We start from the raw sequence: 25,971 nt of genomic DNA, 5'->3' as shown, positions 1-25,971 counted from the left end.
TGGTCTCAAATCGCGAATCACCCGCGTGATCATGTTAAGGGCCCGCTGGAAATGGGGGCGGGGCGACGTCGCCGGGGCGTGCCGGGCCTATCGGTGGGCGGTGGTGCATGGTGATCGGTTCTGGCAGGGTTTCGCGAGTCGATGCCAGGCCGAGGGACTGCACGAGTTGGGGGACACCGCAGGCGCCGTCGCTGCCTACCAGCGTTGCATCGAAATCGGCGACCGCAGCACCGCCTCAAGGGCAGCCGAGTCCCTGGGCGGACTGCTGGACTACCTGGGGGACACCGCAGGCGCCGTCGCTGCCTACCAGCGTTGCATCGAAATCGGCGACCGCAGCACCGCCTCAAGGGCAGCCGAGTCCCTGGGCGGACTGCTGGACTACCTGGGGGACACCGCAGGCGCCGTCGCTGCCTACCAGCGTTGCATCGAAATCGGCGACCGCAGCACCGCCTCAAGGGCAGCCGAGTCCCTGGGCGGACTGCTGGACTACCTGGGGGACACCGCAGGCGCCGTCGCTGCCTACCAGCGTTGCATCGAAATCGGCGACCGCAGCACCGCCTCAAGGGCAGCCGAGTCCCTGGGCGGACTGCTGGACTACCTGGGGGACACCGCAGGCGCCGTCGCTGCCTACCAGCGTTGCATCGAAATCGGCGACCGCAGCACCGCCTCAAGGGCAGCCGAGTCCCTGGGCGGACTGCTGGACTACCTGGGGGACACCGCAGGCGCCGTCGCTGCCTACCAGCGTTGCATCGAAATCGGCGACCGCAGCACCGCCTCAAGGGCAGCCGAGTCCCTGGGCGGACTGCTGGACCGCTTGGGGGACACCACAGGCGCCATCGCCACGTACCAGCGTTGCATCGAAATCGGCGACCGCAGCAGCGCGCCGGCAGCAGCCGAGTCCCTGGGCGGACTGCTGGACCGCCTGGGGGACACCACAGGCGCCATCGCCGCATACCGGACGGCGATCCGGCTGGGATGCGAGCGGCGGACGACTGATGCATCGGAACGGCTGGCCGACCTGCTCGAAGCCCAGGGCGACGAGGTGGGCGCGCGGGCGGCACGCGCCCACCGGAACGTGCGGGTGAAGCTTGCAGGCGCTCTTGAAGATATCGGACACAGCTACACTCACGTGCGCTCGCGGGAATTCGCGCCGCATGTCGTGTCCGTCCTGCGCCATGGCGAAATCGTCGAAGATGTCATCTGGGCCAGACACCAGCCCGGGTTCCGGGATGGTTACCTGATCCTGACCAACCAGCGGCTTCTCATGCTGAACGACTTCCACTACCCCGATAACCGTGCCTGCCGCGCGGACGGCCCGCTGCCGGCATTCGAGTACTTCGCGTTTGATCGTGCAGGGATCACCCACACAGTCGACAACAACGCGAAGAAGCCCACCCTTACGGTGCAGTACGGCGACGGTTCAAGCGCACCGCAGGTCAAACGCATCGAGTTCCAGCATTCCCGTTACCTCCGTCACCTGGCCGAACTGCTGGCTCAGGGCTGATGACCTGCTGAACGACTCCATCGCCCACAGCGCTCGCCAGGGCCGATCCGGACGACGTGTCCTGTCGCGCTTGCCACAGATAACAGGGTCGCTTCACCTACGGCCTGAGGAACGTCACCGCAGGTGACGACCCGCCGCCGCCCGGCCGCCAGCCCCCACCAGCGGGGACGGAGGCTTAGCGCCGGTTTTCGTTCCGATGTTCCTCAAGCCCCTGGTCGGCGAGGGGACGGCGGCCAGTATCGGCTCCGCGGGCATCGTCAGCATGCCCCACGTGCTACCACGCAGCCCGGGCCAGCATCCGGGAGCCGTCCACCAGGTGTCGCGGCCGGGCGTACGCCAACCGGTCAGACGGCGCGCCCGGCGGGGTCCGGCCCGCCGCGTGCTCACAGGGTCAGCTCCCACCGGGGGCCCTGCGGGTCGGTCAGCCACACGTACTGGCCGTGTGGTGCGACGCTCAGGCCGAAGGCCGTCTGCCCCGGGCTGCCCGCCGCGCGCCAGGTCTCGACTGCGGCCTCCACGCCGTCCCACACCCGCCGGGGGCCGCCCTGGCGGACGCGCCAGGTGCCGTCGTCGCCCGGCAGCAGCAGCGCGTACGAGCTGGTCTTGGGGTCGATGAAGTAGTCGCGGTAGGGGCCCTTGTCCACGGAGTAGCCGATCCACTGGATCTCCGGGGCGCCGAGCTGGGCGACGAAGTTGCCCGTCCAGTCGTGGCAGACGTCCGCGCCCACGGCAGTCTCCCGCTCCTGGCCAGGCTGGGCGACGACCTCGGAGACGTCGCCCAGCTCCGGTGGCGCGTCGGTACGGGCGATCATGAAGGAGACCGTGCCGGGCAGGAAGCGGCCTTCGGCCCGCGCGGGCCCGTGCACCGTCAGCCGGGCCAGGCCGGAGGCCGCCAGCCGCCCCTGGAGCGTGGCCAGCACGACCCCGCCCGGCCGGGTCTGCTCCAGCCAGGGCCGGGGCACGGTGCGCACCGAGCAGGTGGCGATGAGGCGGTCGTACGGCGCGTTCGCGGGCACCCCGGCGAGCCCGTCGCCGACGACGAGCGCCGGGTGGTGGCCCAGGCCCCGCAGGGCGGTGGCGGCGCGCCCGGCGACGCCCGGGTCGATCTCCACGGAGGTGACGTGGCCGTCGCCGAGGCGGCGGCACAGCAGGGCGGTGGAGTAGCCGGTGCCGGTGCCGATCTCCAGCACCTGGTGCCCGTCGGCCACGTCCAGGTCCTCCAGCATCCGCACCACGAGGCCCGGCAGGGTGGAGGAAGAGGACGGGGAGCCGGTCACGGGCCCGTCGGCGTCCTCGGGCCGCAGGTGGCCGTCGATGAGGGTCACCAGCGACTCGTTGGCGTACGCCAGCTCCAGCCAGGCGGCCGTGCCCGTGCGCTCCGGGGTTACCGGCGTCCACCGGTCGCCGTCCCGGTGGAAGAAGGACGGTACGAAGCGGTGCCGGGGCACGCCCTCGACGCACACCTGCCAGGCGGCGGACCGCAGGTCGCCGTCGGCCCGCAGCCGCTCGGCGAGGCGCCTGCACAGCCTCGCGGCCGTCTCGGCGTCGATCTCGGGAATGTGGATCACGCGGGCAGTCCTTTCCGCAGCAGGTCGGCCATGGCGGTGGCGACGCCTGGCTCGGGCTCCGAAGGCCGAAGGCCAGGCCCTGTACGTTCGCGCGGGGTGTGGTGCCCCGCCCGCCTGCTCGCTTCAGGCGGGCGGGGCCGAGTGCCGACGGGGCGCCCTTCTACCCCACCGCGTCGGCACCCTCCCGTCCCTCACCGCCTGCGCAGGTGGCAGCACCCAGGGCCGCCGCGCCTACCAGACACGGCCATGGGTGAGTGGGTGGGAGCCTGGGACGTGGCCATCCCGTCTCGACCAGCCCACCGAGGGACGCTGGTCCCGTTCCGCCCGGGTGCGGCACCCGGCCGGAACGGGGGCTTGCGGGTTAAGCCTTCGGTGCTTCCGCTGGTCGGCGTGCCTTCTTCCGACCGGCTTTCTGCGCGAGGTACCGGGTGGCGGGCGGTCCGACGAGAGCGTTGATTCCCGTCATCTTCTCGGAGGTGCGTTGCATGAGGTAGGCGCGGCGGCCGTTGCGGAGCACGGTGTCGACCAGATTCCAGCGGTGGGTGTCCCGGTAGTGCCGCATCAGCTTCTCGCCGGGGACCGCGCGGCGGACCCAGCGGGGGCGGCCGAGGTGCGCGGCGAAGTCGAGGATCCACCAGGCCATCAGCCGCGCCGGACGGTCGTGCCGGAAGGCGGGGTGGGTGTAGGTGCTGAGCATGGTCAGGGCAGGCTCGGCGCGCTGCTCGTCCGCCCATCCCCAGCCCTGGGTGTTGTTCAGCAGGACGGTGCAGCCGATGAGCCGCCCGTCCTCGACCAGCACCCACACCAAGGGCCGTCTATCGTCCTCGCGCTGCCCGACCAGGGTCGTGGCCAGCGGTCCCTCGGTGATGGGGATGCCCTGGGTGCTCATCCACCGCATCCTGGCGTCGATCAGCTCGCCCATCGCGGTCAGGTCCCGCTCGGACGCGGGACGCATCTGGTACACGCTGGCCTTCCTTACGAACAGGCGCCGTCGCGCGCGGAGACGGCTTCGTGCAGGAGGTGGAGGGTGCTGTGGGTGTCGTGGCTGGCTGTCAGGCGCCAGCCGGGCAGGCGGTTGAGCGCGGTCAGGACTCCGGCCGGGCTGCCGGCGGCGGGGGCGTCCGGGTCGGGGTCGAGGAGGCCGAGGATGTCCGGGTCGGGGCCGCGGGTGAGGTCTTTCTCGGTCAGCTGGGGGTGGTGGCCGGTGATGGCTGGCGGGATCTTGGGTTTCAGGCGCGGGCGGATGATCGCGGTGGCCCGGCCGCTGCGGGCCAGGGGGACTCCGACCCATTCGGTGACCTGGTCGGGGCCGAGGACCGCTGTGATCTCCCGGCCTCCCATCCGTACCGGGGTGTACCGGTCGTCGGTGAGGGCGGCGGTGGACGTGTCGTCCTGGGCGGGGTGCGGGTTGCGTCCGTTCTTCAGCCGGTCGCGGACGATCACGGACCAGTTCAGGGCGTGCAGCAGGCCCAGGCCCACGGTGACCGGGGCGGGCCAGGGCAGCAGGCGGACCTGCCCGGTGCCCGGCTCGGCGCGGCAGTACACCGCGCTGTCGGCCAGCAGGTCCCACCCGTGGCGACCTGCCAGCAGCAGGGCCGTGGCCGTCTTCCCGGACCCGGGCGGGCCGGGGATGAGCACGCCCTGGTTTCCGCGTACCGCGGCTGCGGCGTGCAGGAGGGTCCAGCCCGCGCGCAGCAGCTGTCCGTGGACGGCCTGGCGGGCGATCCGGCAGGCGGCCACAGCCACCTGGGACTCGCGGGCCCCGGCGATCTCCACGTCGGGACCGCTGCGGCGGTAGGCGAGCTTGGCGTGCGGAGAGACGGCCACGGTCGCCGTCTGGCTGCCCGTCCCGCTGCGGCCGACGAAGGTCTTCTCCCCCGCGTAGACGACGGTGGTGCTCATGCCCCGGAAGGCGGCCGTGGCCAGCTGGACGTGCCGGGGACGGCTGACCTCCGCCTCTACCACCCACCCCGCCGGGGCCGGCGTGTCCGGGATCTCGTGAACGGTCCACCAGGAGCCCAGATCGCGGCGGACCAGGTCCAGCACCGCGGGGCTGGAGCTGCGCACGGTCACGGCGGCGGTGCCCGCCGCCCGGACCCGCAGAGCGGTCGTCGGAGTGGTCGACTCGGTCAACTCGACAGGGGCCTTTCGGAGAAGTGCGGGTGGGACGGCCTCGGGGGCCGTCGGGTGCGGGAGGGATCGGTGGCCGGGGGCCGGGCCCGGTCGGCGGTACGGCCGACCGGGCCCGGCCTGGCTGGTGTCAGCGCCTGGCGAGCGCTCGGGTGAAAGCGGCGGCGTCGCGCACGGTGCCGACACCCGAGGCGATGTCCCGGCCCGGGTGGGCGCAGTAGCCGGTCACGTCGGGGATGTCGTTGCAGCCGTCCGTGACGTCCTGCGTTCCGTGGCTGCCCGGGGTGATGCGGGCGAGGGCGGCGTCGAGGCGGCCGAGGGGGTGACCGGCCTGCTGGGCGGCCAGGGCCACGAGCCCGGCGAACAGCGGCGCGGCGGCGCTGGTGCCCGCCACGCGGATCCAGCCCGGCTCCTGGCCGGGGAGGACGTTGACGCTGCTGTAGGCGAGCACGCGGTTGCGCGGGCTGGCGGCCATGGTGATGTCCGTGGTCGAGCGCGCGGGCCAGAAGGCGCGGGATGTGCCGGCGCCGGTGGCGTTGTAGGTGCCGTTCGCGGTCCACAGCGTGTCGGGTGCGGTGCGGTAGCCCTGGTCGTCGGCGTGCAGCTCGCTCCCGCCGACGCCGGTGACGACCGGGTCGGATGCGGGCCAGGGCACGGCCCGCTCCGGGTACAGCGCGGTCCCGGCCAGGTTCGGGCCGGTGGGCCCGGTGTCACCGGTCGCGGCCACCAGGGTCGTGCCCCGGGCCGAAGCCGCCGCCAGGCCCTGGCGCAGCCGGTACAACGCCCGGTAGTCCCCGGGCCGGTGGACATCCTCGGCCAGCTGCTGCTCGTACACCCCGTAGCTGAAGTTGATGGCGGTGATGTGCCGGGTGCGGGTGAGCCAGTCGACGGCCTCGGACACCTCCTTCCACCCCGCCGCGCCGCTGGTGATGTTGACCGGCGTGCTCACCAGGATCAGGTGCGCGCCGGGCGCCATGGCGTGGATCAGTGCCAGGTCGATGTTGGTTTCCTCGACGTTCTGGCCCTGGACCGGGTCGCTGGGGTCCGGGTCGGGGACGTCTCCCCGCTCGATCACCTCGATCCGGGTGCGCGGCAGGCCCGTGCCGTCGCTGAAGCGGTCCAGGTCGTCCTGGGCGAACTTGTTGCGCATCGGCATGACGACCGCGATGGTCTGCCCGGCGCCGTCGATGCCGCGCTCGTGCAGCTTGTCGACGCCGTACAGGCGGTGAAGCTCGGTGGGCCCGTAGCAGGGGTGGCCGAAGGCGGCCCGGCACTCCGCCGGGCTCCACGGGGCGGTACGGGCAGCCGCGCGCGCCGCCGTGACTTTTGAAGCGGTGCGTGCAGTCGTCCCGTCGTTCAGCGGCAGGAAGGTGGTCGGCGCGCTGGGCGTGCTGCTGGCGGCGGTTTTGGGCAGGGGGAGGGTGGCGGCGGCCAGCAGGGCGGTGGAGGCCAGGCTGGCGGCGATGGCGCTGGTCGCAGCGCGGGAGCGGTGGATCACGTGGCTCTCTCGTCGTCGGATATCGGTGTCGGAATCAAGGGGCCGACGGCAGACGGCCCCGGGCCCGCGCCCGGTCGGCACGGGAGTACAGGGGAAGGCGGTGGTCGTACGGCCGCGCGGCGAGCAGGCGCGGCGACGGAGACCGCGCGCTCAGGGCGGCGCAGGGCCGGCCTGCTGGGGTGGTCGTCGGCGGTGGCCCGGCCGGGTGGGATGTCCCAGACCCCGGGGCCCGGCCGGGCCGGTCGAAGGGCGGGTCCGCCGGAGTCCCCGGCCGACGGGCCCGCCCGGTCTCAGGCGGCCGGGCTCACCGTCCGGGAGCGGGCAGCGCCGCGCGTGCTGCCGCCGCTTCGGACAGGTGCGCCGTCCAGCGGGCTCGTTGGCCGCACGGTCATCTCCTGGCTTCCGCGCCGTGCCGTCCCGGGGGATGGCCGTCGGGCGGTGGCGGGGGCAGGAAGACGGGCACGCCGCTGGACAGCGCGGTGTGGGCGGCGCGGATGCGGCGCGCCAGTGCGGGGGCGGTCCTGCGGTCGAGCTGGTCCAGCGGCACGGCGTGGACGCCACGCAGTTCCTCCGGCGGCAAGCGGATCCGGTGCCACTCCTGCGGGGCGACCGGGTCGAGGCGCCACAGGAGGTTGAGGCCGTCGGGCTTTCCCCGCTCGGGCTGGGCGGGGACGTACTCGCACACCAGCAGGTCCTCCGCGGTGACTGCACGGGGCAGCCCGAGTTCCTCCCAGACCTCCCGGGTCAGCGCGTGGCGCGGGTCCTCGCCGGCCTCGATCGCGCCGCCCACGAGCTTCAACGGCCGGTCGTCCCCGCCCGCCCCGGCGCGCTCTGTCCGCCGACCCGGCGTCCAGGCTGCGGCCGTCGTCGGGCCGTACGCGGGTTCCACCAGGACCAGGCGTTCCTGGTGGTCGTGCAGCAGGGCGAGGGAGCCGAGCGCGCGGCGCGGCCAGTCCCGCCGCCCGTACGGCGTCACATCCGTCAGCGGCATGACGCCTCCTTCCCAGCGTCCGCGTCCGGCGTCGCGGCGCCGGGCTGTCGGCTGGGTGTGCCGAGGAGGCCGAGCTGCCAGCCGCGGGTGACGGCGTGCGCGGCGGTACGGGCGCCCAGCACCGCGCACAGGGCGCTGATCTCGCGGCGCGCGCGGCGCGAGGAGGTACCCAGCCGGGCGGCTGCCTGCCGCACCTTCAACCCGTCCGCGAGAAGGTCCAACAGCGCCCGTTGCCGCGCGGGGATCTCCGGCCGCATCTGTTCGTCGCCGGGCGGCGGGGGGAGCTGTCCGGAGGTGTAGGCGGCGTGCACCAGGCCCGGCCGCTCCGGGGCGCCGAGCTTCTCCGCGCTCAGGCGCAGGTAGCTGTAGACCGTGTTGTCCGACAGGCCGAGCGCGGCGGCGGCTTCGGTGGGAGTGCTGCCCTGGGCGACCAGCGCGAGCACCTCCCTCTGGCGTGCCGAGAGCGGGACCGCGGCCGTCGGGGTGGCGTCGCGGGCCGTCACGCTGTCCTCCTCCAGGTCGTGGCGGGCACCGGCCGCCGCAGCGGCGTGGGACGGGTGGGATGGTGGGCCGGTCCCCGGCCGGTTGGACTGCCGGGAGCCGGTCGGCGGCGGCGCGTACGGAGGCCGCCGCCCGTCCCGGTGGGAGGTCGTGGCACGGGCAGGGGCCGCGCCGTGCCAGCCGTCCCCCACCGGGAAGCGGGAGGTCGTGCGATCGGCCCGAGGCCGAGGACCGGTCGTCATCCCCACCACGCCAGGGCCACGAAGTTGATCGACAGGTGCACGGTGTTGTCCGTGACGATGAGCAGCCCGAGTGCCAGGCCCCGGGAGACGTTCCGCGGCGAGCCGTAGTTCGTCCGCGCCTCCGCCCACGCCGGGCGCCGCCCCGCCGGGGCGAGAAGATTCCGGAACCACACCAGGTACTTCGCGGCCCGGTAGCGGTCCAGCACGATGTGCGTCCCGACGATCAGCGCCAACGCGATCAGCGACCGGGTGATGAACAGGAAGGGCAGCCCGTACAGCAGGCCGTGCAGGACCGCCGGCCACCAGCGCTTGACCTTCTCCGCCGCCAGCCACTCCGACTGGAGCACGAAATCGCCGATCAGATGAGCCAGCAGGCCCTCGAAGACGCGCATCAGGCTGCCACCGCCCGAGACCGGTAGAAGTATCCCGCTCCCATTAAGCGGCCTAACGTCTCGTCATCAGCCTGGCCGCCGATGCCGGACAGTCGGTAAGCGCCGACGCGCTCGTTCTGACGCGTCACCCCGCGGCTCCGTCCAGTACGACCGCGAAACAGCACCAGGTGCTCGTACCGTTCCGGCCCCAGCGGTCGGCCAGCGCCTCGACGATGATCAGGCCGCGCCCGTTCTCCTCATCGGTGCCCGGATGTCTGACTTTCGGATCGCCGGAGGTCTTGTCGTCCACTTCGACGCGTACTTCCGCCGTGTCCTCCAGGTAAGAGATGCAGAGTTCGACATCGTCGGAGTCGCCGTACTGGATCGCGTTCGTGGCCAGCTCGCTGATCAGCAACGTCGCCGTATCGACGTACCGGCCGAGGTGCCAGTGGCGTAGTTGGGCGGCGCCGATAGCGCGAAGGCGGTGGACCTGCTCGGGCTCGCGCACGAACGACAGGTGAAGGCGGCTCGGCGGCTCGCCGGGCCGCGAATCGCGCGCGAAGGTGCCGTGGGGCTTCACCGTCGTCAATCTCCGATCCGATATGGCACCCATGGCCGTCCCTTCGTAGCCAGGCCCTCGCCCGATCCGGCACGTGGAGTGACCGCCTCATGCGGTCTCCGTGGTGCACGGCAGCTTCCAGCGGAGACCGATGCCTTCACCAGTGACATGGGAGTGACGTGTCGTGACACTTGATGCCTTCGTTGTGTCACTTGGCCGTCGAAGGTGGACGGCTGGACGTCGCCTGCGGCGCGATGGGGGTACTTGCTCCTACGGTGGGCAAGGCCAGGGCACTACCACAGGAGCGGTGATGCAGCGACCAGTCCTCTTTCAGAAGCTGCTCGGCGAACGGCACTGGGGCGACTACGAGGTCTTCCGGCGCCGGTACGAGGCAGCGGCCAAGGAGCTGGCCCGCTTGGAGGGCCCGCCGTCCCTGGCCACCTGCACCATCGGCAAGCGCCAGTTCCTCCGGTGGGCACATGGCGAGTTGGAAGGCACGCCGAGGTCCGACGCCCGCCGGATTCTGGAGTACTTGTTCCAGATGCCGGTGGCAGCGCTGTTCCGGCCGATCCAGGAAGTCGCGGTAGGAGACCCCGAGGCGGCACCGGCACCGGACGGCACGGAACATCCCGGCCCCACAGGGCAAGCACCGTTCGCGACCAAGGACATGGTGATGGAAGCTGCTCACGAATCAGCGCGCTTCGCCGCCAGGGCCGAACGCAGTAACGTCGGCCCGCACACCCTGGAACAGCTCGGCGCCGACATCCGGCGGATAGTGACCACGTATCCGAATCGGCCCGTCGGCCCACTGTTCTTGGAAGTGAAAGAACTTCGGGACCGCGCCTTCGAGCTGCTGGAGGGAAAGCAGCCTCCGCAGTACACGAAGGACCTGTACCTCGCGGCGGGCACGCTGTGCGGGGTCCTCGCGAACGCGAGTTTCGACCTGGGCCGCTACGACGCGGCCGAGACGCAGGCTCGTGCCGCGTTCCTGTGCGGCGAACTCGCCGGCCACAACGGCCTCCGGGCATGGGTGCGCGGCTTGCAGGCGCTGATCGCTTACTGGGACGGGCGGCCCCAGGACGCCGTACGGCTCGCCGCCGCCGGACGCGACTTCGTCCCCGAGGAGGGGACGGCCCACATCCGGCTCGCCAGCATCGAGGCCCGTGCGCACGGGCAGATGAACAACGCCGACGAGGCGCTTTCCAGCCTGCGCAGGGCGGAGGAGCTGCGCGAGCGGGCCGACGGCCCGGACATCCCCGGCGGCATGATGTCGTTTCCGCTGGCCAAACAGCTGTACTGCGCCAGCACCACCCACCTGTGGCTCGGCGGGCGCCAGAGCCTGATCGACGCTGAAGGGCACGCGGAAGAGGCGGTGGCCCTGTTCGAGGCCGACGCTCCCGAGCAGCGCCGCCTCGGTGAACTCTCCCTCGCCCGCATGGACCTGGCCGTGGCCCGGCTCGGCAGAGGCGATCTCGAAGGCACGGCCGTACAGGTCCACACGGTGCTGGGCGTCGCCGCCCGCCGCCGCATCGAGAGCGTGTCCAAGCGGATCGAGCAGTTCGGGCGATACCTGGCCGTGCATCCCGCGGCCTCGTCCCAGGCGGCGCTCGGGCTGAGGGAGGCGATCATCTCGCACAACGCCCGCGGGCACGCGGCGGCGCTGCCCCCGGGAGCGGCCTCGTGACCGTGATCACCCTTCTCCACCCGGGCTCCATGGGGGCCGCCGTCGGCGCGCAGGCCGTTCGCGGCGGCGCGCGCGTCCTGTGGGTGCCGACGGGCCGCAGCGCGGCCACGGCGGAGCGGGCGGAGAGAAGCGGACTGGAAGGCCGGGCGAGCCTGGCGGAGGCCCTGCTGGACAGTGACCTCGTCATCTCCGTCTGCCCTTCCCAGGCCGCGGAGGACATCGCTCTCCAGGTCGCCGGGCAGCCGTTCGGCGGCGTCTTCGTGGACGCCAACGCCGTCAGCCCGCAGCGCGCCCTGCGCTTCAGCGAGATCTTCCGGCGCCGTGGCACACCGATGGTGGACGGGGTGATCTTCGGCGCGCCGCCGACCGGCGAGCGGCGGGCCCGGCTCTACGTCGCGGGCGACCCGGACGACACCGCGGTGCTCGGCGCCGCGTTCGACGGTACGAACGTCGACGTCCGCCCGCTGGACGGTCCGATCGGTACGGCCTCGGCGCTGAAGATGGCCTTCACCAGCTTCCAGAGGTCCGCGCGGACGCTCACGGCGGTCGCGCACGCCCTGGCGGCGGCTCACGGGGTCGGTGACGCGCTGAATCGGGAGGCCGAGGTCATGGTCTCGGAGATCCTGTCGGACCCCGGCTACCTGCCCAGCGTCGCGGCTCGGGCCTGGCGGTGGATTCCGGAGATGGAAGAGATCGCCGCCACGCTCGACGCAGCCGGTCTGCCGGACGACCTCGCGCGGGCCACGGCCACCGTGATGCGCTCCTGGGAGAAGGACAAAGATCGCTTCGACATTCCGCTGGATCAGGTGCTGGAGCGCCTGCGAACGACCGGTTCGACAGACGGGGTGGAAGGCGATTCGGGACCGACCGGGTCACTCCGATAGCGGTTCCAGGTCTGGGAACGGCCGAGCGCGGCAGCACATGAACAGTTCGGACAGCCTGCGCCCAGTCGCGCGTAGCAGATCAAGGCTGGGGGCGCATGACCTCGGCTCTTAGTACTCCAAGCGCACGGGCCACTGCCGAGCAGGAAGCCCGGGGTAGCTCGCATCCCGACACCATGCACAGCCCGGCGCTCACGCCGCAATCTGTGCGCAACAGCTTATGCGGACCAGGCCGTCAGGCCGATGCCACCTTGTGCGTTAGGGAATCTCAGGCGAGGAGCAGCAGGCAGTCCCAGGGCGCGGGTGGGTCGGGCGGGAGGAGGCCGGCGTAGTCGGCGAGGGCGAGGGCGGTCCCGGCGGCGCCGGTGAGGAATCCGGGGTTGTCGTAGGCGGTTCCGGCCTCGGTTTGGGGGAAGCCGAATGGTCGCCCGGGGTCGTGGAAGGAGACGGTGTGTCCGGCGGCCTGTTGGGCTACGGCCGCGCATGTGGTTCTGGAGGCGGTTTGGAGGACTCCTGCTGCTCCGTGGCAGAGTGCGGGGCCGTCGGTGTCCCACTGGTGGGGTGCTCGGTCGGCCAGGGTGGTGATGGCGGTCCGGCCGGTGCGGCTGAGGTCGGGGTCGGCCAGGGCCTGTCCTGCGAGGGTGAGGGCGCTGCCGATGCCGGGGGTGCCGTAGCACCAGGCGTCGCGCCTGCCGGGCGGCCGGGGGTGTGGTCGCCGTGTGGGTGGGTTGTCGAGGTCGTTGCCGTTGATGGACGTCGGCCAGGAAGCGGCGGGTTCTTGCCAGGTGAGCAGCCAGGACGCGGCGGTGTGGATCGCTTCGGCTTGCCCGGGGACTGTGCGGCCTGTGAGGTGGGCGGTCGCGAGGAAGGCGAGGGGGCCGGCGATGCCGTGGGCCAGGCCCGTGGTGGCGGCGCCGGAGGCGTGGACGGTGACGGTCGGCGGGTGTTCGTCGGCGGGAAGCCACCAGCCGGGGCGGGTGCCGTGCTGGGTTCGGATGAGTGCTGTGAGGGTGGTCAGCGCGGCGGTGAGTCCGGGGTCGGCCGCTTCTTGGTGTCCGGCGGTGTGGGCGGCCAGGAGGACGCGGCCGATGCCGGCCAGGCCCCTGATCGTGTCGTACACCGCCCAGGGCGCGCCGGGGCGGCGGGCTTGGGTGCGGTGTTGCTGGTGGCGGGCGAGTCCTTGGGCGCGGGCGGAGAGCCAGGCGGTGGCGCGGCGGGCGGTGTCGCGGTACCGGTCTGTGTGGGGAAGGTAGCCGGAGCCGATGATCAGGGAGGCGGCCAGGCCGCCGGGGCCGGTGTAGATGCCGTCCGGTGGTGTGCGGTCGCACAGGCGGGCGGCGGCTTCCCAGTGGTGTGCGGCGGCGGTGGCGAACTCGGGGCCGGTGTGCGAGAGGCAGGCGTGCAGGAGCGCGGTCCCGGCGAGCCCGTCGCTCAGTGTCGCGGCGGCCGACGGGGTGAGCGCCGCAGCGACCCGTTGGGGGTCGAGCAGGGCGCGGGCCACCGCCATCGCCTGTCCAGCCAGGGTGTCAGCGCTGATGGGCGGCATGGGCCTGAGCCTGGAGGTGGAGGAGGTCGGTGGCCAGCGACCGGGCGATGCTCTCCTGCGCCGGGTCGGTGCCGAGCAGTCGGTTGCTGTGCATGTGGATCATGTCTGACGCGCACAGGATGGCGGTGTGCGGGTCGGGGAGCGCCGCCTGGTAGGCGCATAGCGCCGTGTGCCGGGCGGCCCAGGAAGTGGTGAGGGGTTCGGGGATGAGGGTGGTGGGCTCGTGCGCGGCGGAGCGCAGGCGGGGTCGCAGCGCGTCGCGGGCGCGCCGGTCAGGTGCGGCCAGGGGCCGACCGCGCAGCGCCTCGCGGGGGCGGGGGGACACGGTGCAGGCGATGTCCGCCGCGGCGACGGCCGCGGCCAGCAGCCGGTCGTCTCTCGCTGCGGTGAGAGCGAGGAAGCGGGCGGTGAACAGGCTGTCGGCGGCGAAGACCTCTTCGGCGGCGCTGATCGCCTTCGGCCCGCCGTAGCGCGCGGTTTCCGGCTCGTAGGGTTCCAGTGTCAGCCCGCCGGCGAGCCGTTGGTCGTACAGCGCGGCGGACCAGTCGGACAGCAGCGGCAGGGCGCGGGCTGCGAGGGCGCTCGGGTCGCCGTGGGCGCGGATGCGCAGGTGCTCGCCGAGGGCCGGGGTGTGGTAGCGCAGCCAGAACCAGCGGTCGATGTGCTCGGCCGCGGGCGCGAGGACGTCGGGGAGCTGCCGAAGGACGGCGTCCTGGTGGGCGGCGGGGACCGGGAGGGCGGCTGAGAGCCAGGCTCCTCCAGGACGGTGGTGGCGTTGCTCGCGGTGGTGGCAGACGGCCGTGCGGGGATCCGGGCGCGGCGGGTCAGGGGCGGTACGACGGGTCAGGTTCACCACCAGCTCCACCACGTGCTCTCCGCTTGGCCCGGGGAGGATCGCGTCGTGCGTGCCGGGGCCGTCGCCGAGGGGTTCGGTGACGGTTCGCGCGCCGCGACGTACGCTGCGGCGCAGCAGCTCCCGGTCGTCGTCCCGCTGTAGGTCCAGGGGGATGCGGCGGTCGGCTTCCTCGACCACCGCCACCTTCGGGGGCGTGGGGACGGCGTCGGTGCGCCATGCGGCCAGCGCCTTGTCCCAAGGGCGGCGGTCGGCCGCGGCGTCGGTCAGTTCATCGGGAAGCCTCCACCGAGCGGGGGCGAGGATGATGTTCTGGTAGCGGACGCGGGGGGTGTAGGGGGCGTACCCTGCCGGTCCCCACGACCAGGTGTGCCACGGGCGGGTTCCGGCGTGGCCGATCAGACGCAGGGCGCGCGCGGCGGGGGGCAGCAGGTCCGGTGCCAGGCGGCTGAACAAGACGGGGCGGACAGGCCGCTGGTGCCGGGCGGACCACACCGTCAGGTGGCCGTGGGCGCTGGTGACCAGCAGGTCGTCCGGCGTCAGGTCGCCCTCGCGCGGCGGGACGCCGAGGGGGATGCGGTAGGGGGCGAAGCCGGTTTCGACCGCGAGGGCGGCGGTCGGCCCGGTGCGCGGGCGGCAGACGATCTCGGCGACCAGCGGCCCGTCCTGGCCTGCGGCTTCGGCGGTCTGAGGGGCGAGTTCGGGCAGCCACCGGGCGAAGCGGCCACACGCCGCTCCGGCTTCCTGGGAGCCTCCGTCCGGGCAGACCGCCACCCGCAGTTCGTCGCCGTGGCGCAGCAGCCGCACATGGATCTCCGCGGTCGGCGGCGGGAGAGCCCCGCCGTGTGCCAACTGCTGCACCAGGGCGTCGTCCACGGCGATTTCGGCCTGTCCCCGGACGGTGGCCTCGGCCAGCAGGCGGGCCAGCCGGGCCGCCCGGCGAGGGCCGATGTCGTCCTGGGCTCCGATGTCGTCGGCGTCGGCGGGTGGCCCGATACCCGTGACGGGGTCGATGACCTCCAGCAGCGGCACCATCCGGTGACGCCCGTAGGCGCGGACGAACGTGTCGTGGTAGCCGGTGGTGGGGCCGGTGAGCTGGCTGACCTGCCACAGCACACTGGCCGCCTGCGCGGCCTGCTCTCCGACCGCGCGGGGCAGGGCGAGGGTGGCATCGGCCAGCGTGTCGGCGGTCAGCGGCCGTTCGACCCGTACGACCTCGTCCGCCGTCTGCTGTGCGGCGTGTAGCAGGTCGCGCCGTTCCGGCAGGCCCGGCGGTATCTCGTCGGCCCGCGCCAGCAGGTCCCGCAGCCGTTCCAGGGCGGGCCGCAGCGCCGCATCCGCCGGGAGCCGGGCAAGGAGGTGACCCAGCGGGTCGTCCCGCACATGGTGGGGAAGCAGGTCGGTCAGGAGAAAGCCGGCGCGGATCATCTGCCGTACCGCCGCAGCCGCTGCCGCCCCGGCCGCCGGATAGCGGGCGGCCAGGTCGGCGAGCACCTGCGCCGCGCGGGCTCCGCCCTGGCAGGCGTCCAGGAGCCACCGGGAGACGTCGGTCGCGCGGATGCTGCTGACCTGGGCGGTGCTTCCACCAGGTTCCGGGTGCTCGGCTTCCAGGCGTACGCCGCGCTGCTGCACCAGGTTGTTGGCGGTCAAGATCAGGCTCGGCAGTACTTCCCCGGAGTCCAGGAGCTGCTCCGCCACGGCGGTCAGCCACGCCGGGCTCGGGGTGGTGACGGCCCGGTGCCGAGAGCCAAGGCGAAGCGCGGGGGCCTGGCCGGTGAAAGTGGCGGGCGCGACGCCGGAGAACACGCCGTGCGGAGTGGCGCGAGTGCGGGAACGGAGGTCGTAGGCACGCCAGGTGGCCGCGCTCCGCGGATCTGACGATGCTGTGTAGGCGGCCTGCGAGGCGGACCGGCTCGCCAGGAACACGCCCTCGACCAGCAGGCCCGCACTGTGGTCGGCCGGCCCGGAGACGGCCGGGCGAAGAGGAATGCGGGCCATCGCCACCGGCTGGTGGCTGAACAGGCTGCGGACCATCACGCCCTTCCCAGCGTCGGATCACCCCGGGGGCGGCGCGGAAGCCGTCTCCGAGGCTTTGGACAGGCACGTCCACCCCGCAGGCCCGTCAGTGCCGGGTGTTCCCCTGCGGGGTGGCGTGGCGGGCGGGACCTACACGGCGTCGCAGCCGCCTAACGGCACCACCGGGCCGTCCGGCACCGCGCAGCCCGTGGTGTGGCCGGTGGTCGGCGACTGGCCGCATCCGTCGGCGGTGCACGGCTCGGAATCCGCACGGAGCCCGGAGCGGATGGTGGACAGGTCCGTGGTCTGAACGTCGAGGTCGAAGACGTCGTCCAGGGCGGTGCTCTGAGGCGTCATGGCTGTCCGCAGCTCCTCGTGGTGGATGGACGGGGATATCCCCGGCGCACAGGCCGGGAAGCCGGCCCGGTGTGGAAGCACCGGACGTCAGAGCAGGGAGATCACCAGCCGGGAGTAGCGGTTGGTGATGACCTGCCCCGAAGCGAGTTGGTCATCCGGGGTGGCGGCCGGGTAGGCGCGCACGGTCGGCTCCACCGAGCCTCGGTGGCCGCCGCTGTCCCAGGCGCGGATGCCGTCCGCGAGCCGTGCAGCGAGCAGATCGCGGTCAGGGCCGTAGGCGTGCACCCCCAGCTCGAAGGCGTCCGCGCCGCTCCCGGCGTCTGGGCGGATGGTGGTGAACGCGATTGAGCCGGCTTCCCACGTGGCCGCGGCGGCGATGGTCCAGCCGGACAGGCCGCGCTCGACGGCCCGGGAGCTGGCGTAGATCCTCGCGCACGGCACGAGGGTGCTGACCAGGTACAGGTCGAGGGAAGGCAGCACGCCCTCGCTGCCGCGCAGGACCACCCCGGTCCACACGGTACTCCGCGCAGAGGAGGCGACCGCCGCACGCAGCGACTCGGCGTCGGCCTGCTGGTCATCGTTCAGGCCCAGCCGCAGGTCGCCGCCGAGGAGGTCGAGGGTCCGGCCACCGTGTCGGTTGTCGCCCTGCATCCCGACGAACCCGCACCTGGTCTGCCCGCGGCTGCGCAGATGCCCCTCCTCGCGCGCGAAGGCGAAGATCTGGTGGATACCCCGGAAACTGAGCGGGACCACCAGCCGCCCCCGCGCGGCGAGCTGACCGCTCCAGGCGGGCGGGATATCGGGCGCCTGAGCGGTCACCAGGACAGCATCGAAGCCGCCGTCAGGCGCTAAGTCACCGGCCCCGTACGTTCCGTCCCCGCACACCACCCGCACGTTGCCGTACCCCGACTCGGCAAGCAGCCTACGGGCCCGGCCGACCACCTCCGGATCGATATCGACTGATACGACCTCACCGTGCTCGCCGACCAGCTCAGACATCAGCGCGGCGTTGTAACCGCCGGACCCGATCTCCAGTGCCCGCATCCCAGGGCCGAGCCGCGACAACTCCAGCATCTGGGCCTGAACCCACGGAGCAGACACAGAACTGACAGCGTGGCCCCGGTCATTCCGCTTCGTAACGACAGCATCGTTGACATACGCCTCTTCCAGTGAGGCACCGGGAAGGAAATGGTGCCGCGGCACCGTGGCGAAGGCCGCCGCGACCCGGTCGCTGAGGACATCCCCTCGCTCACGCAGCTGCTCCAGCAGCTTTTCCCGTAACACCGTGGCGTGTGCTGTCTCGTCGGTCGTCTCAGCGTTCATAACTGTGAGTGTAGTCGTGGGTTCGAGAGCGTCACCACAGGTGATCGTCTTGCGTTGATTTTTCACTTTCGCCAGATCTTGGCGGGCGTCGGCCCGGTCGCTGGGCTGCTTACCGCTGGTACCGCGGCTTCCCTCTCGTACCTCCCGTTGGCCAGCGGATCTGCTCGCGCAGTTCCTGGCTTCCGATCGGCTGTCGGGCGCTGACCAGGAGATCGTGACGATCCGGTGCCGCTTGGCAAGCACCAGCCCCGCCGGGAGCCGGTCGCCGGGGGTGTCGGCCGGATACACCCGGTACGTGGCATGGTCGGCGCGGTGCTCGCGGTCCCAGGTGCGGATCTCCTCCACCAGGCGGTGCGCGGCTTTCTCCGCGTCCGGCCCGTGGGCGTAGGCGCCGAACTCGTACAGGTCCTCCTCGCCGGGCACCGGCCGCCCGACCCGGTAGGCGAAGCTGCCGCCGTCGATGAGTGTGGAGGTGCCCAGCGGCGACGCGGTGGCGACGATGCCACGTTCGCGGGCCTTCCGGGTGCCGACGAGCAGGGCGTAGTGCGGCAATGCCGTGGCCAGCCACAGGTCCAGGTCGCTGAAGGGGACGGAGCCCCCGATGGTGACCCCGGGCCACGCCTCCGCCCGCGGCTGGGTCAGGGCCGCGCGCAGCCGGTCGATGTCGGCCTGCTGCCCGTCGTCCAGCCGCAGACCGACCTCCTCGTCCTTCTCGTCGTGCAGTACGGCCAGCCGTACCCGGTTCTCACCGGCGCCCTGCATCGGTACGAAGCCGCACAGCTCGTAGCCCCGGCTGGTCAGGTGCCCGCCCTCGTCCTCCAGCACGACCGACCGGGTCAGGCCCCGCGCGCGCAGCGGGACGATGACCCGTCCACCGGAGGCAAGCTGGTCCGTCCATGCCGGCGGGATGTCCCAGGCGCCGACGGTGACGATGATCCGGTCGTACGGGGCGTGCTCCGGCACGCCGAGTTCGGCGTCGGCCAGTGCGACGCGGACCCTCGGGTACCCGGCCGTCGCCAGGCAGTCGCGGGCCCGGGTGACCACCTCGGGGTCGATGTCGACGGTCGTCACCTCACCGTGCTCGCCGACCAGTTCCGCGATCAGCGCCGCGTTGTAGCCGCCGGATCCGATCTCCAGCACGCGCATTCCCGGGCGGAGCCCGGCCTGCTCCAGCATCATGGCCTGGATGCCCGGCGCCGACACCGAGCTGATCGTGGTGCCGTGCTCGTCCCGCTTGGTGACCACGATGGCCTGCGCGTACGCCGCCTCCAGCGTCGCCTCCGGCGCGAACAGGTGCCTCGGCACCGTGCGGAAGGCGGCCTCGACCTCCTTGGACACGATCGTGCCCTTGGCCACGAGGTCGTCCGCGAGCTTCCCCCGCAGGGCGGCGGCACGCTCGGAGTCGCTGGTCGGATCAGTCACAGGACGTTCCCCTTCTTGCACCGCGATGGTGCTTTCTCACCTGCTGATCGGTCTTGGCCAACCGACGCGTTTGACGTCGGCGGTGGTCGTCGACCTGGCACTGCGCGGCTACCAGATCCCCCGACCGCCACTGTGGAACCCCGCGGACGACGCGCGCGATCTCGGAAGCTGGTCACCCTTGGCCGCTCGCCCCCAGCGCGTCCACCGGAAGGCAGCCCCAGCAAGGCTGTCGCCGCGCGTCTTCCGGCAGTCTCCTGGAGAGCAGCACCCACCGACCGGACTGTAGTCGAATAGCTACAGTCCGGGTACACAAAAACGGTCTCGCCAGGGCTGCTTTCGACGGCCTTGAGCTGCTCGCAATTGCCCCCTCCAGGCTGAGGGACGGCCGAAAACCTTCCCTGACGTTCCGACGATCACGGCCAGGAGCTGGTAACCGGGCAACGCCTCGGCCGTCGCGGACGCTGCTCCAGCGGGCGGGGTGAGCAGGAGTCGTGGCGGGATTCTTGGAAGGTCGCCATGCCCAGCAGCCCCTGGTGTAGTGGTCGTGGCACGGTGGTTCGGGGAATCGGCGCGCTATCAGCCCGGTGGGGTCCACGCCGGTCATTCCCAGGTGACGGTGACGGGGTGGTGGGGGCGTGGCAGGACGAACCGCCCGGCGTCGGGGTCCGCTGCCGGTGGCGTGTGCGGGATGGCGAAATGGACGGCGCGGGCCCGGAAGCCCCGGTCCCAGGTGCTGATCTCCTGTCCGACGTGGTCGGCGAGCTGCTGCCCGGTCGGCCCGTGGCCGATGACGCCGACCTCGAACCGCTTCCCGCCGTCCTCGGCGGGTTCGGCGGGGCGGATGGTGAGGTAGGCGAGGCTGCCGTCGGCGGTGGTGGTGGACATGGCCACGGTGGGGGACATCGGCGAGACCAGGCCGCGCTCCTTGGCGGCGCGCTCGACGTTCATGCGCATGATCGGGTTGGCCAGGCGGCAGGCCAGCCACAGGTACAGCCACTCGAAGGACTCCATGGAGGCGAACAGCACACCGGTCCACGCCTCGCGGCGCGGGGTGTCCAGGACCCCGGTGAGTGCCTGCTGGTCGGTGGCGTCGTTGTTGTCCTTGTGGGTTTGCAGGGTGACCTCGCCGGTGCCGGTGAGGTCGATGCTGCCGCGCGAGTCGTCCGCGATGCCGCGCAGGGGCATGAAGGTGCACATCTCGCTGCCCCGGCTGGTCCACCCGTCCGGGCCGCGTTCGAAGGCGATGCTGCGGGAGGCGGCGCCAGCCAGGCGCAGGGGGACCACCAGGCGCCCGTCCGGGGCGAGCTGGTCCAGCCAGGCCATGGGTGTCTCGTATGCCCCGACGGTGGCGATGATCCGGTCGTACGGGGCCGCCTCGGGGTGGCCGTGGGCGCCGTCGCCGAGGACGACGTCCACGGTGGCGACTCCGGCGGCGGCCAGGTTCTTGCGGGCGCCCTCGACCAGGTCCTCGTCCACGTCGACGGTGGTGACGCGCCCCGTCTCCCCGGCGATGGCCGCCATGAGGGCGGCGTTGTAGCCGGTGCCGGCGCCCAGTTCCAGTACGCGATGGCCAGGGCCGAGCTGGAGTTGCTCCAGCATCATCGCGACGATCCGCGGCTGGGATGCGGCGCTGATGGACGCGCCGCTGCCGTCCTGCTTGGTGTAGACCGGCTCGTCCGCGTACGCGGCCTCCAGCGGGACGCCGGGCAGGAACAGGTGCCGGGGTACGCCGCGGAGGGCGGCCTCCACTGCGGGCGTACGGACGGGCTGGCCGCGCAGGCGGTCGGCCAGCTTGCCGCGGAGTTCGGCGGCAGATGCGAAAGAGGAGGGGCTGTCGTTCGTCGCGGTGGTCATTTCACGGGACCCTAGTGATGTCGGAGACGGCGCCGGAGGAATCCGGCCGTTCGGCGGCATGGAAAGACGCGGCTCGCCAACGCACGGCAATCCCGATTCCCCCCGGTTGTGACCCGTCTCAGGGTCGGTGAGGACCCCTCTGGCACCGCAAGAAGGGCCTCATCGCCCCGGTGTTGTGACCCCTCGCAGGGGCGATGAGGACAGGACCAGCTCCTGGTCGTCGTCCTCCTGGTCGTCGTGTTGTGACCCCTCGCAGGGGCGATGAGGACGGGATCGCGGACGTCTCCCTCTGGTAGGTTGGCGGGGTTGTGACCCCTCGCAGGGGCGATGAGGACTCTCGTCCACGGATCTCCCTTCGGGGTCGAGTAAAAGGTTGTGACCCCTCGCAGGGGCGATGAGGACCCCACGGTAAAGCCGCAGGTCGCCGGCACTCCTGGAAGGGCTCAGAGGTCCAGTTCTTCAGCGATCCTCCGGTTGTGCGTGTGGGCCCGGCGTGGCGCTGAAAAGCTGCCCCACCCCCGGACCCCCCATGGCGGCGAAGCGCTGCCCGATGTCGTGTGCCGGATGCCGACTGGTCGCAGGTTACGCGGTTGTCCGGGCCAGAGTCGACGGTCAGATTCGGAGCGCTTTGAGAGCGGATCTGACCGATTCTGGCGAAGATTGCTCGTTCTGTCGCATCGCCGGTCGGTTGTCAGTGCCCTGCTCTACGCTCACCTTCACTTGTCGTCATGACGCATGACGGCGCGTAGGAAAGATCTACTCGGAGGCGGGATGCGGCTGCGACTGGGTGTTGTGACCTCGGCGTCGGAACTGCCGTGGGGGGCGGTGTTGGCGCCCGGGCGCGGCGTGGCCTACGACGCGATGGGCCGCTACGCTCCGGCGCTCGGCCAGCGGGTGCACGACGGTGGTGTGGGTCCGCACGGGATGGCGCCGTTCGGTTACGGCGCGCCGGTGTTCGCCGGGGTGCGCCGTCGGCGTGGGCGGTACTCGGTCGGCGGGCGTGGGGCGGTGGAGTTCGGCAGTCCGCTGCCGGAGGTGGTGGAGGCGCTGGCCGGCGGTTTACGGCAGCGGGAGTTGCTGGACTGGGGCGGTGTCGCCCTTCGGGTGACCGGGTTGACGCCGGTCGAGCCGCCGGAGTGTGCTTCGGGTCGGGTGCGCTGGCGGACGGTCACGCCGGTGGTGATGAAGGGGTCGGGGCGGGACGAGTCGGGGGTGCGGACGACGCGGCAGGCGTGGGTGCTGCCCTCGGAGCCGGAGTGGCCCGTGTACTTCCAGGGCAATCTGCGGCGGAAGGCGGAAACACTGGGGCTGGACCCGAGCGTGGAGCTGGAGGCGGTGACCTGGGTCGGGCCGAAGCGGTCCTTCCGGGTGGGTGAGGGGGCGAAGCCCGGGGCCCCGGTCGAGGTGGAGTTGTCCGGGCCGCCGGAGACGCTGCGTGCCTTGTGGAGCTGGGGTTTGGGCCAGGCGAATGCTGCGGGGTTCGGCTGGGTGGCCGCGTGACCGCGCGAGCCGCCGAGACCGCGGAAGGGAGCGCGGCCGGGGTCGTCCTGACCGCGCACCCCTTGCAGCGCGTCGGCGCGTTCGCCCTTGCCGCCCTGGTCGGCCAGCGTGATCCGGTGCTGGGACCGGGCGACCTTGACCGGGCCATGGACGTGGTCGTCCGGGCCGCCGTCAGCGCGTCGGTCCGGGAGAGCAAGGACGCGGACGGGTTCTGGCAGAAGGTGAGCCTGTCGTTCTTCCCCAACTCTCCGATGAACCATCCGGGCCGCCGCAAGGGCAAGACGGCTGAGGGGCGGCCGAAGTCGGATGCGGATGTGCAGGCCGCCGTGCGGGCCTGGCTTCGCCAGCCCGACCCGGCCGACTGGCCCGGCGTCGGCTGCGTCCTGTGCGGGCGCCGGAGCGTCGGCTTCTACGGCAAGCGGGACGTCGTCCTGGCGGCGAGCGACGCCTACCGCAACACGACGCCGCGAGGCCACGAGGGCATGGCGTTGTGCTGGCCCTGCCTGTGCTGCTTCTACGCGTTGCCGTTCGGCTGCCAGTTGACAGGGGGTTCCTCGGCCGCCCTGCACAGCTGGGACGACGCGTTCGCCACCGCTGCCGTGGCGCGCCGCGTCAGGCGATCGCAGCGTCTTGCCATGACGGGGCAGGCGGCGGAGCGGGGCAGCGAGGTGAAGGAGGTCGTCGCTCTCCATGCCCTGCGCGCGTACGGCGAGCGTCTCGTCGCCGGGCTACAACTGCTGGTCTTCAACAACAACAACCGCGGGCAGCTCCTGGAACGCCACAGCCTGGAGCAGCCGCTGGCGGAGTGGTTGCGCAAGTCCAGTCGGATGCCCGGCCGCCGCAGGGGGTTCGCCGCGCTGCTGTGGGCGCACGCTACGGCGAGTTCTCCGGGCGTGGTGGGCCTGGCGCGGAATGCGTTCCGCGAGCCGGCCCGGGTCGTCTCCACCGGCGTCCGTTACCTGACCGGGCTGTCCGTGCGCCGTATCCCGGACCACGACGAAGCCCACGCACTGGCTGACCTGTTGATGAGGTTCGCGACCGAGGTGATGCAGATGGATGAGAAGGATCTTGCGGAGATTCGCGCCACCGCGCGGAAGACCGGGACGCTGCTCTTCGAGGCGACGTCCGCGGGGCCGCTCAAGCACCTGCGGTCCATGGTGAACAATCCGGTCCGGCTCCGGCAGTGGCTGACGAGGTGCGCCGTGGCCTGGGCCGGGCGGGATCACAAGGACAGCGAGGCGGGGCCGCTGGTCTCCGAGCGCGCGTTCGTCCTGCTCTTCGATCCCGGGGAGGACAATCCCGGGTGGTTCCACCGCAACCTGCTGCTGGTCGGCGTGCTGGAGGAACTGGCCCGGCGGGGGTGGCGGCTCCCCGAGCCCGAGCCGGTCGGTGAACTCCTCACCGCGCTGGACGCCGACGACCGCGAATACCTGGGCAACGAGACCGAAGCTGAGGAAGAGGAGGCCGACCAGTGACCTTTCTGGCCGGGAAGATCGTGCAGGACGTGGTCGCCGGAGCGCCCAACAACGGCGAGGGCGAGGACAACGTCGCCCGGGTGAAGTCGCTGAGCGTCGGCCGCGACCGGTATCCGTACGTATCCGCTCAGGCGCTGCGGCGCTGGTGGCGCGACTCGCTGCCGGCCGGCGAGCCCCGCTCCGAGGTCACCCGGTCCGGAGCGGGGAAGAACCAGCAGGCGTACACCGCCGGCCGGCCCGACCGTTTCCTGGACGACGACTTGTTCGGCTATATGGTGGCGGTGAAGAAGGAGAACTATCAGCGGGACACGGTGCTGGCCACTGGCACCCTGGTGGCCGTGGCGCCGCAGCGTCCCGCGCTCGATTTCGGCACGATGAGCCGCGATTTCCCGGCCGGCGAGCACCCGGTGATCCACCAGCACGAGCTGTACTCGGCGGTGCTCGCCGGTGACCTCCTGTTGGACCTGCCCCGGGTCGGCGTTTTCGAGACCGGCGGCAGCGGGCTGCGGGTGGCGGTGAGCCCGGCCGTCGCCAAGGAGATCCTGGCTGCCGGGGCCGAGGAGGTCACCTTCCGTAACGTCCCGGCGCTCGTGCTTCCGATGGCGGAGCGCCGCCGCCGCGTGGCGGTCCTGCTGCGCACGCTGGCCGCGCTGCGCGGCGGGGCCAAGCAGGCCCTGCACTACGGCGACCGGACGCCCGCGCTGGTGCTGCTGGCACCGATGTACGGCGGGGTCAACCCGTTCACCCGCGTGGTCGGCGCCCGGGACGGCAAGCCGGTCTTCCTCCCTGACGTCCTGCGGGAGGAACTGGAGGTGTGGCAGGACGAGCTGGACGGCCCGGTGCGACTCGGCTGGGCCCCGGGCTTCCTCGGCGACCAGCGGGAGCGTGCGCGCCACGAACTGGAGGACTTGATCAAGGGTGAGAAGGTGGTCTTCGGCCACCCGCGGAAGATCCTCACCGACCTCGCGACGGAGATCGAGGGCAGCGTGCGGGACGGCTGGTTCGAGGACGTACGGGCGTGAGCGGTACGAGCGCGGGGTCGGTTGAGGCGCTGGAGGTAACGGTCACCGCGCCGGTCGTCTCCTTCCGCGACCCGCTGTACTCGGGGGTGCAGGTCACCTTGCCGTGCCCGTCACCCGCAACGGTCGGCGGGCTGCTCGCCGCCGCGGCCGGGGGGTGGGATCAGGTGGATCCCGGCCTGGCCTTCGCCATGGCGTTCCACGCGCGCGGCCGGGGCACGGACCTGGAGACGTACCACCCGCTGGACGCCTCGGGCCGCAAGACGGACCCCGCGCCCCGTAACCGGGACTTCCTGGCCTTCGCCACCCTGCGGATCTGGCTCTTTGAGGACCTGGAGCTGTGGCGCCGTCGGCTGCGCCGCCCGCGTTGGCCCCTGCGGCTGGGCCGCAGCCAGGACCTGGTCGGCCTCGCCCTGCGTACGGCCGCCGTACGGGAGGAGCCCGGTGCGCAGCGTTCGGCGGTGGTGCCGGACGCGGCCGCGGCGGGGACGCTGCTGCGGCTTCCGACGGCGGTGGCCCTCGACCGCGCCGCCACCCGGTGGGGCACGTACCGCTTCGACGCGACCGGCCGCACGGCCGTGCCCGTGCCCGGGAGCCGGTCCACCGCTGAGGGCCAGGCCCTGGTGCGGCTGCCCTCACCGCACCCGGACACCGTCGTCCGCGCCCCGGCCTGACGC

At 72.3% G+C, this 25,971-nt stretch carries 20 protein-coding genes and 1 CRISPR repeat array; of the genes, 7 read left to right on the top strand and 13 right to left on the bottom strand.

Annotated elements, in window-relative coordinates:
• Positions 1–100 precede the first annotated feature (100 nt).
• A complete protein-coding gene (locus RKE29_RS01365; protein WP_312003108.1) occupies positions 101–1,504 on the top strand; it encodes a tetratricopeptide repeat protein in 1,404 nt (467 codons plus the stop codon).
• A gap of 383 nt (positions 1,505–1,887) precedes the next feature.
• Here the strand turns inward: RKE29_RS01365 and tgmC are convergent, their stop codons facing one another.
• The 8 genes from tgmC to RKE29_RS01325 all read right to left on the bottom strand — a co-directional run bounded on the left by tgmC (position 1,888) and on the right by RKE29_RS01325 (position 9,385).
• Positions 1,888–3,072 carry an ATP-grasp peptide maturase system methyltransferase gene (tgmC, locus tag RKE29_RS01360; protein WP_312003107.1) on the bottom strand — a complete coding sequence of 395 codons (1,185 nt, stop codon included), beginning with the start codon at positions 3,070–3,072 and terminating at the stop codon, positions 1,888–1,890.
• A gap of 361 nt (positions 3,073–3,433) precedes the next feature.
• Entirely contained in the window at positions 3,434–4,036 is a 603-nt protein-coding gene (locus RKE29_RS01355; protein WP_312003106.1) for a GNAT family N-acetyltransferase, read from the bottom strand.
• A gap of 11 nt (positions 4,037–4,047) precedes the next feature.
• Positions 4,048–5,205: a hypothetical protein gene (locus RKE29_RS01350; protein WP_312003105.1), complete on the bottom strand. Its 1,158-nt coding sequence runs from the start codon at positions 5,203–5,205 to the stop codon at positions 4,048–4,050.
• Positions 5,206–5,332: 127 nt separating this feature from the next.
• A complete protein-coding gene (locus tag RKE29_RS01345; protein WP_312003104.1) occupies positions 5,333–6,700 on the bottom strand; it encodes a S8 family serine peptidase in 1,368 nt (455 codons plus the stop codon).
• Between the two features lie 388 nt (positions 6,701–7,088).
• On the bottom strand, positions 7,089–7,691 hold the full coding sequence (locus RKE29_RS01340; RefSeq protein WP_312003103.1) for an NUDIX hydrolase: 603 nt from the start codon (positions 7,689–7,691) through the stop codon (positions 7,089–7,091).
• The gene (locus RKE29_RS01335) at positions 7,682–8,194 is read right to left on the bottom strand and encodes a helix-turn-helix transcriptional regulator (RefSeq protein ID WP_312003102.1); all 513 of its coding nucleotides are present in this window, start codon (positions 8,192–8,194) and stop codon (positions 7,682–7,684) included. The genes RKE29_RS01340 and RKE29_RS01335 overlap by 10 nt, the downstream gene beginning before the upstream one ends.
• A 236-nt stretch (positions 8,195–8,430) precedes the next feature.
• On the bottom strand, positions 8,431–8,826 hold the full coding sequence (locus RKE29_RS01330) for a DUF3307 domain-containing protein (RefSeq protein ID WP_312003101.1): 396 nt from the start codon (positions 8,824–8,826) through the stop codon (positions 8,431–8,433).
• Positions 8,827–8,950: 124 nt separating this feature from the next.
• Positions 8,951–9,385, bottom strand: a complete 435-nt coding sequence (locus RKE29_RS01325; RefSeq protein ID WP_312003148.1) for an ATP-binding protein — start codon at positions 9,383–9,385, stop codon at positions 8,951–8,953.
• Positions 9,386–9,674: 289 nt separating this feature from the next.
• On the opposite strand from RKE29_RS01325, the gene RKE29_RS01320 reads away from it, so the two are divergent.
• Together RKE29_RS01320 and RKE29_RS01315 are read left to right on the top strand one after the other, a co-directional pair.
• Entirely contained in the window at positions 9,675–11,048 is a 1,374-nt protein-coding gene (locus RKE29_RS01320; protein WP_312003100.1) for a hypothetical protein, read from the top strand.
• A complete protein-coding gene (locus RKE29_RS01315; RefSeq protein WP_312003099.1) occupies positions 11,045–11,932 on the top strand; it encodes a DUF1932 domain-containing protein in 888 nt (295 codons plus the stop codon). Before RKE29_RS01320 ends, RKE29_RS01315 begins: the two co-directional genes overlap by 4 nt.
• 265 nt (positions 11,933–12,197) lie before the next feature.
• On the opposite strand, the gene RKE29_RS01310 is transcribed toward RKE29_RS01315, so the two are convergent.
• The 5 genes from RKE29_RS01310 to fxlM (RKE29_RS01290) form a co-directional block, all read right to left on the bottom strand.
• Complete coding sequence (locus tag RKE29_RS01310; protein ID WP_312003098.1) at positions 12,198–13,475, bottom strand: lanthionine synthetase C family protein; 1,278 nt, start codon at positions 13,473–13,475, stop codon at positions 12,198–12,200.
• Positions 13,456–16,362, bottom strand: coding sequence for a lantibiotic dehydratase (locus RKE29_RS01305; RefSeq protein WP_312003097.1), 2,907 nt, complete (start codon positions 16,360–16,362; stop codon positions 13,456–13,458). The genes RKE29_RS01310 and RKE29_RS01305 overlap by 20 nt, the downstream gene beginning before the upstream one ends.
• A 132-nt stretch (positions 16,363–16,494) precedes the next feature.
• Entirely contained in the window at positions 16,495–16,701 is a 207-nt protein-coding gene (locus tag RKE29_RS01300; RefSeq protein WP_312003096.1) for a hypothetical protein, read from the bottom strand.
• Positions 16,702–16,788: 87 nt separating this feature from the next.
• Positions 16,789–19,446, bottom strand: coding sequence for a methyltransferase, FxLD system (fxlM, locus tag RKE29_RS01295; RefSeq protein ID WP_312003094.1), 2,658 nt, complete (start codon positions 19,444–19,446; stop codon positions 16,789–16,791).
• Positions 19,447–20,046: 600 nt separating this feature from the next.
• A complete protein-coding gene (gene fxlM / locus RKE29_RS01290) occupies positions 20,047–21,300 on the bottom strand; it encodes a methyltransferase, FxLD system (protein ID WP_312003092.1) in 1,254 nt (417 codons plus the stop codon).
• A 105-nt stretch (positions 21,301–21,405) separates the two neighbouring features.
• A CRISPR array of direct repeats spans positions 21,406–21,702; the repeat unit is 30 nt; unit sequence GTTGTGACCCCTCGCAGGGGCGATGAGGAC.
• Positions 21,703–22,071: 369 nt separating this feature from the next.
• Here fxlM (RKE29_RS01290) and RKE29_RS01285 point away from each other — a divergent pair.
• From RKE29_RS01285 to cas5, 4 genes are read left to right on the top strand one after another with little or no spacing between them, the layout of a single operon-like run.
• Positions 22,072–22,800 (top strand): CRISPR-associated endoribonuclease Cas6, encoded by a 729-nt coding sequence (locus RKE29_RS01285; RefSeq protein ID WP_312003090.1) that lies wholly within the window; start codon positions 22,072–22,074, stop codon positions 22,798–22,800.
• Positions 22,797–24,275 (top strand): hypothetical protein, encoded by a 1,479-nt coding sequence (locus RKE29_RS01280; RefSeq protein WP_312003089.1) that lies wholly within the window; start codon positions 22,797–22,799, stop codon positions 24,273–24,275. The genes RKE29_RS01285 and RKE29_RS01280 overlap by 4 nt, the downstream gene beginning before the upstream one ends.
• Positions 24,272–25,297 (top strand): type I-B CRISPR-associated protein Cas7/Cst2/DevR, encoded by a 1,026-nt coding sequence (gene cas7i / locus RKE29_RS01275; RefSeq protein ID WP_312003088.1) that lies wholly within the window; start codon positions 24,272–24,274, stop codon positions 25,295–25,297. Before RKE29_RS01280 ends, cas7i begins: the two co-directional genes overlap by 4 nt.
• Entirely contained in the window at positions 25,294–25,968 is a 675-nt protein-coding gene (gene cas5 / locus RKE29_RS01270; protein ID WP_312003086.1) for a CRISPR-associated protein Cas5, read from the top strand. The genes cas7i and cas5 overlap by 4 nt, the downstream gene beginning before the upstream one ends.
• Positions 25,969–25,971 lie beyond the last annotated feature (3 nt).

Source organism: Streptomyces sp. B1866 (assembly GCF_031932565.1).
GTDB lineage: Bacteria > Actinomycetota > Actinomycetes > Streptomycetales > Streptomycetaceae > Streptomyces.
The sequence above is the reverse complement of the archived record's forward strand: the minus strand, read 5'-3'. Positions and strand labels throughout refer to the sequence as shown.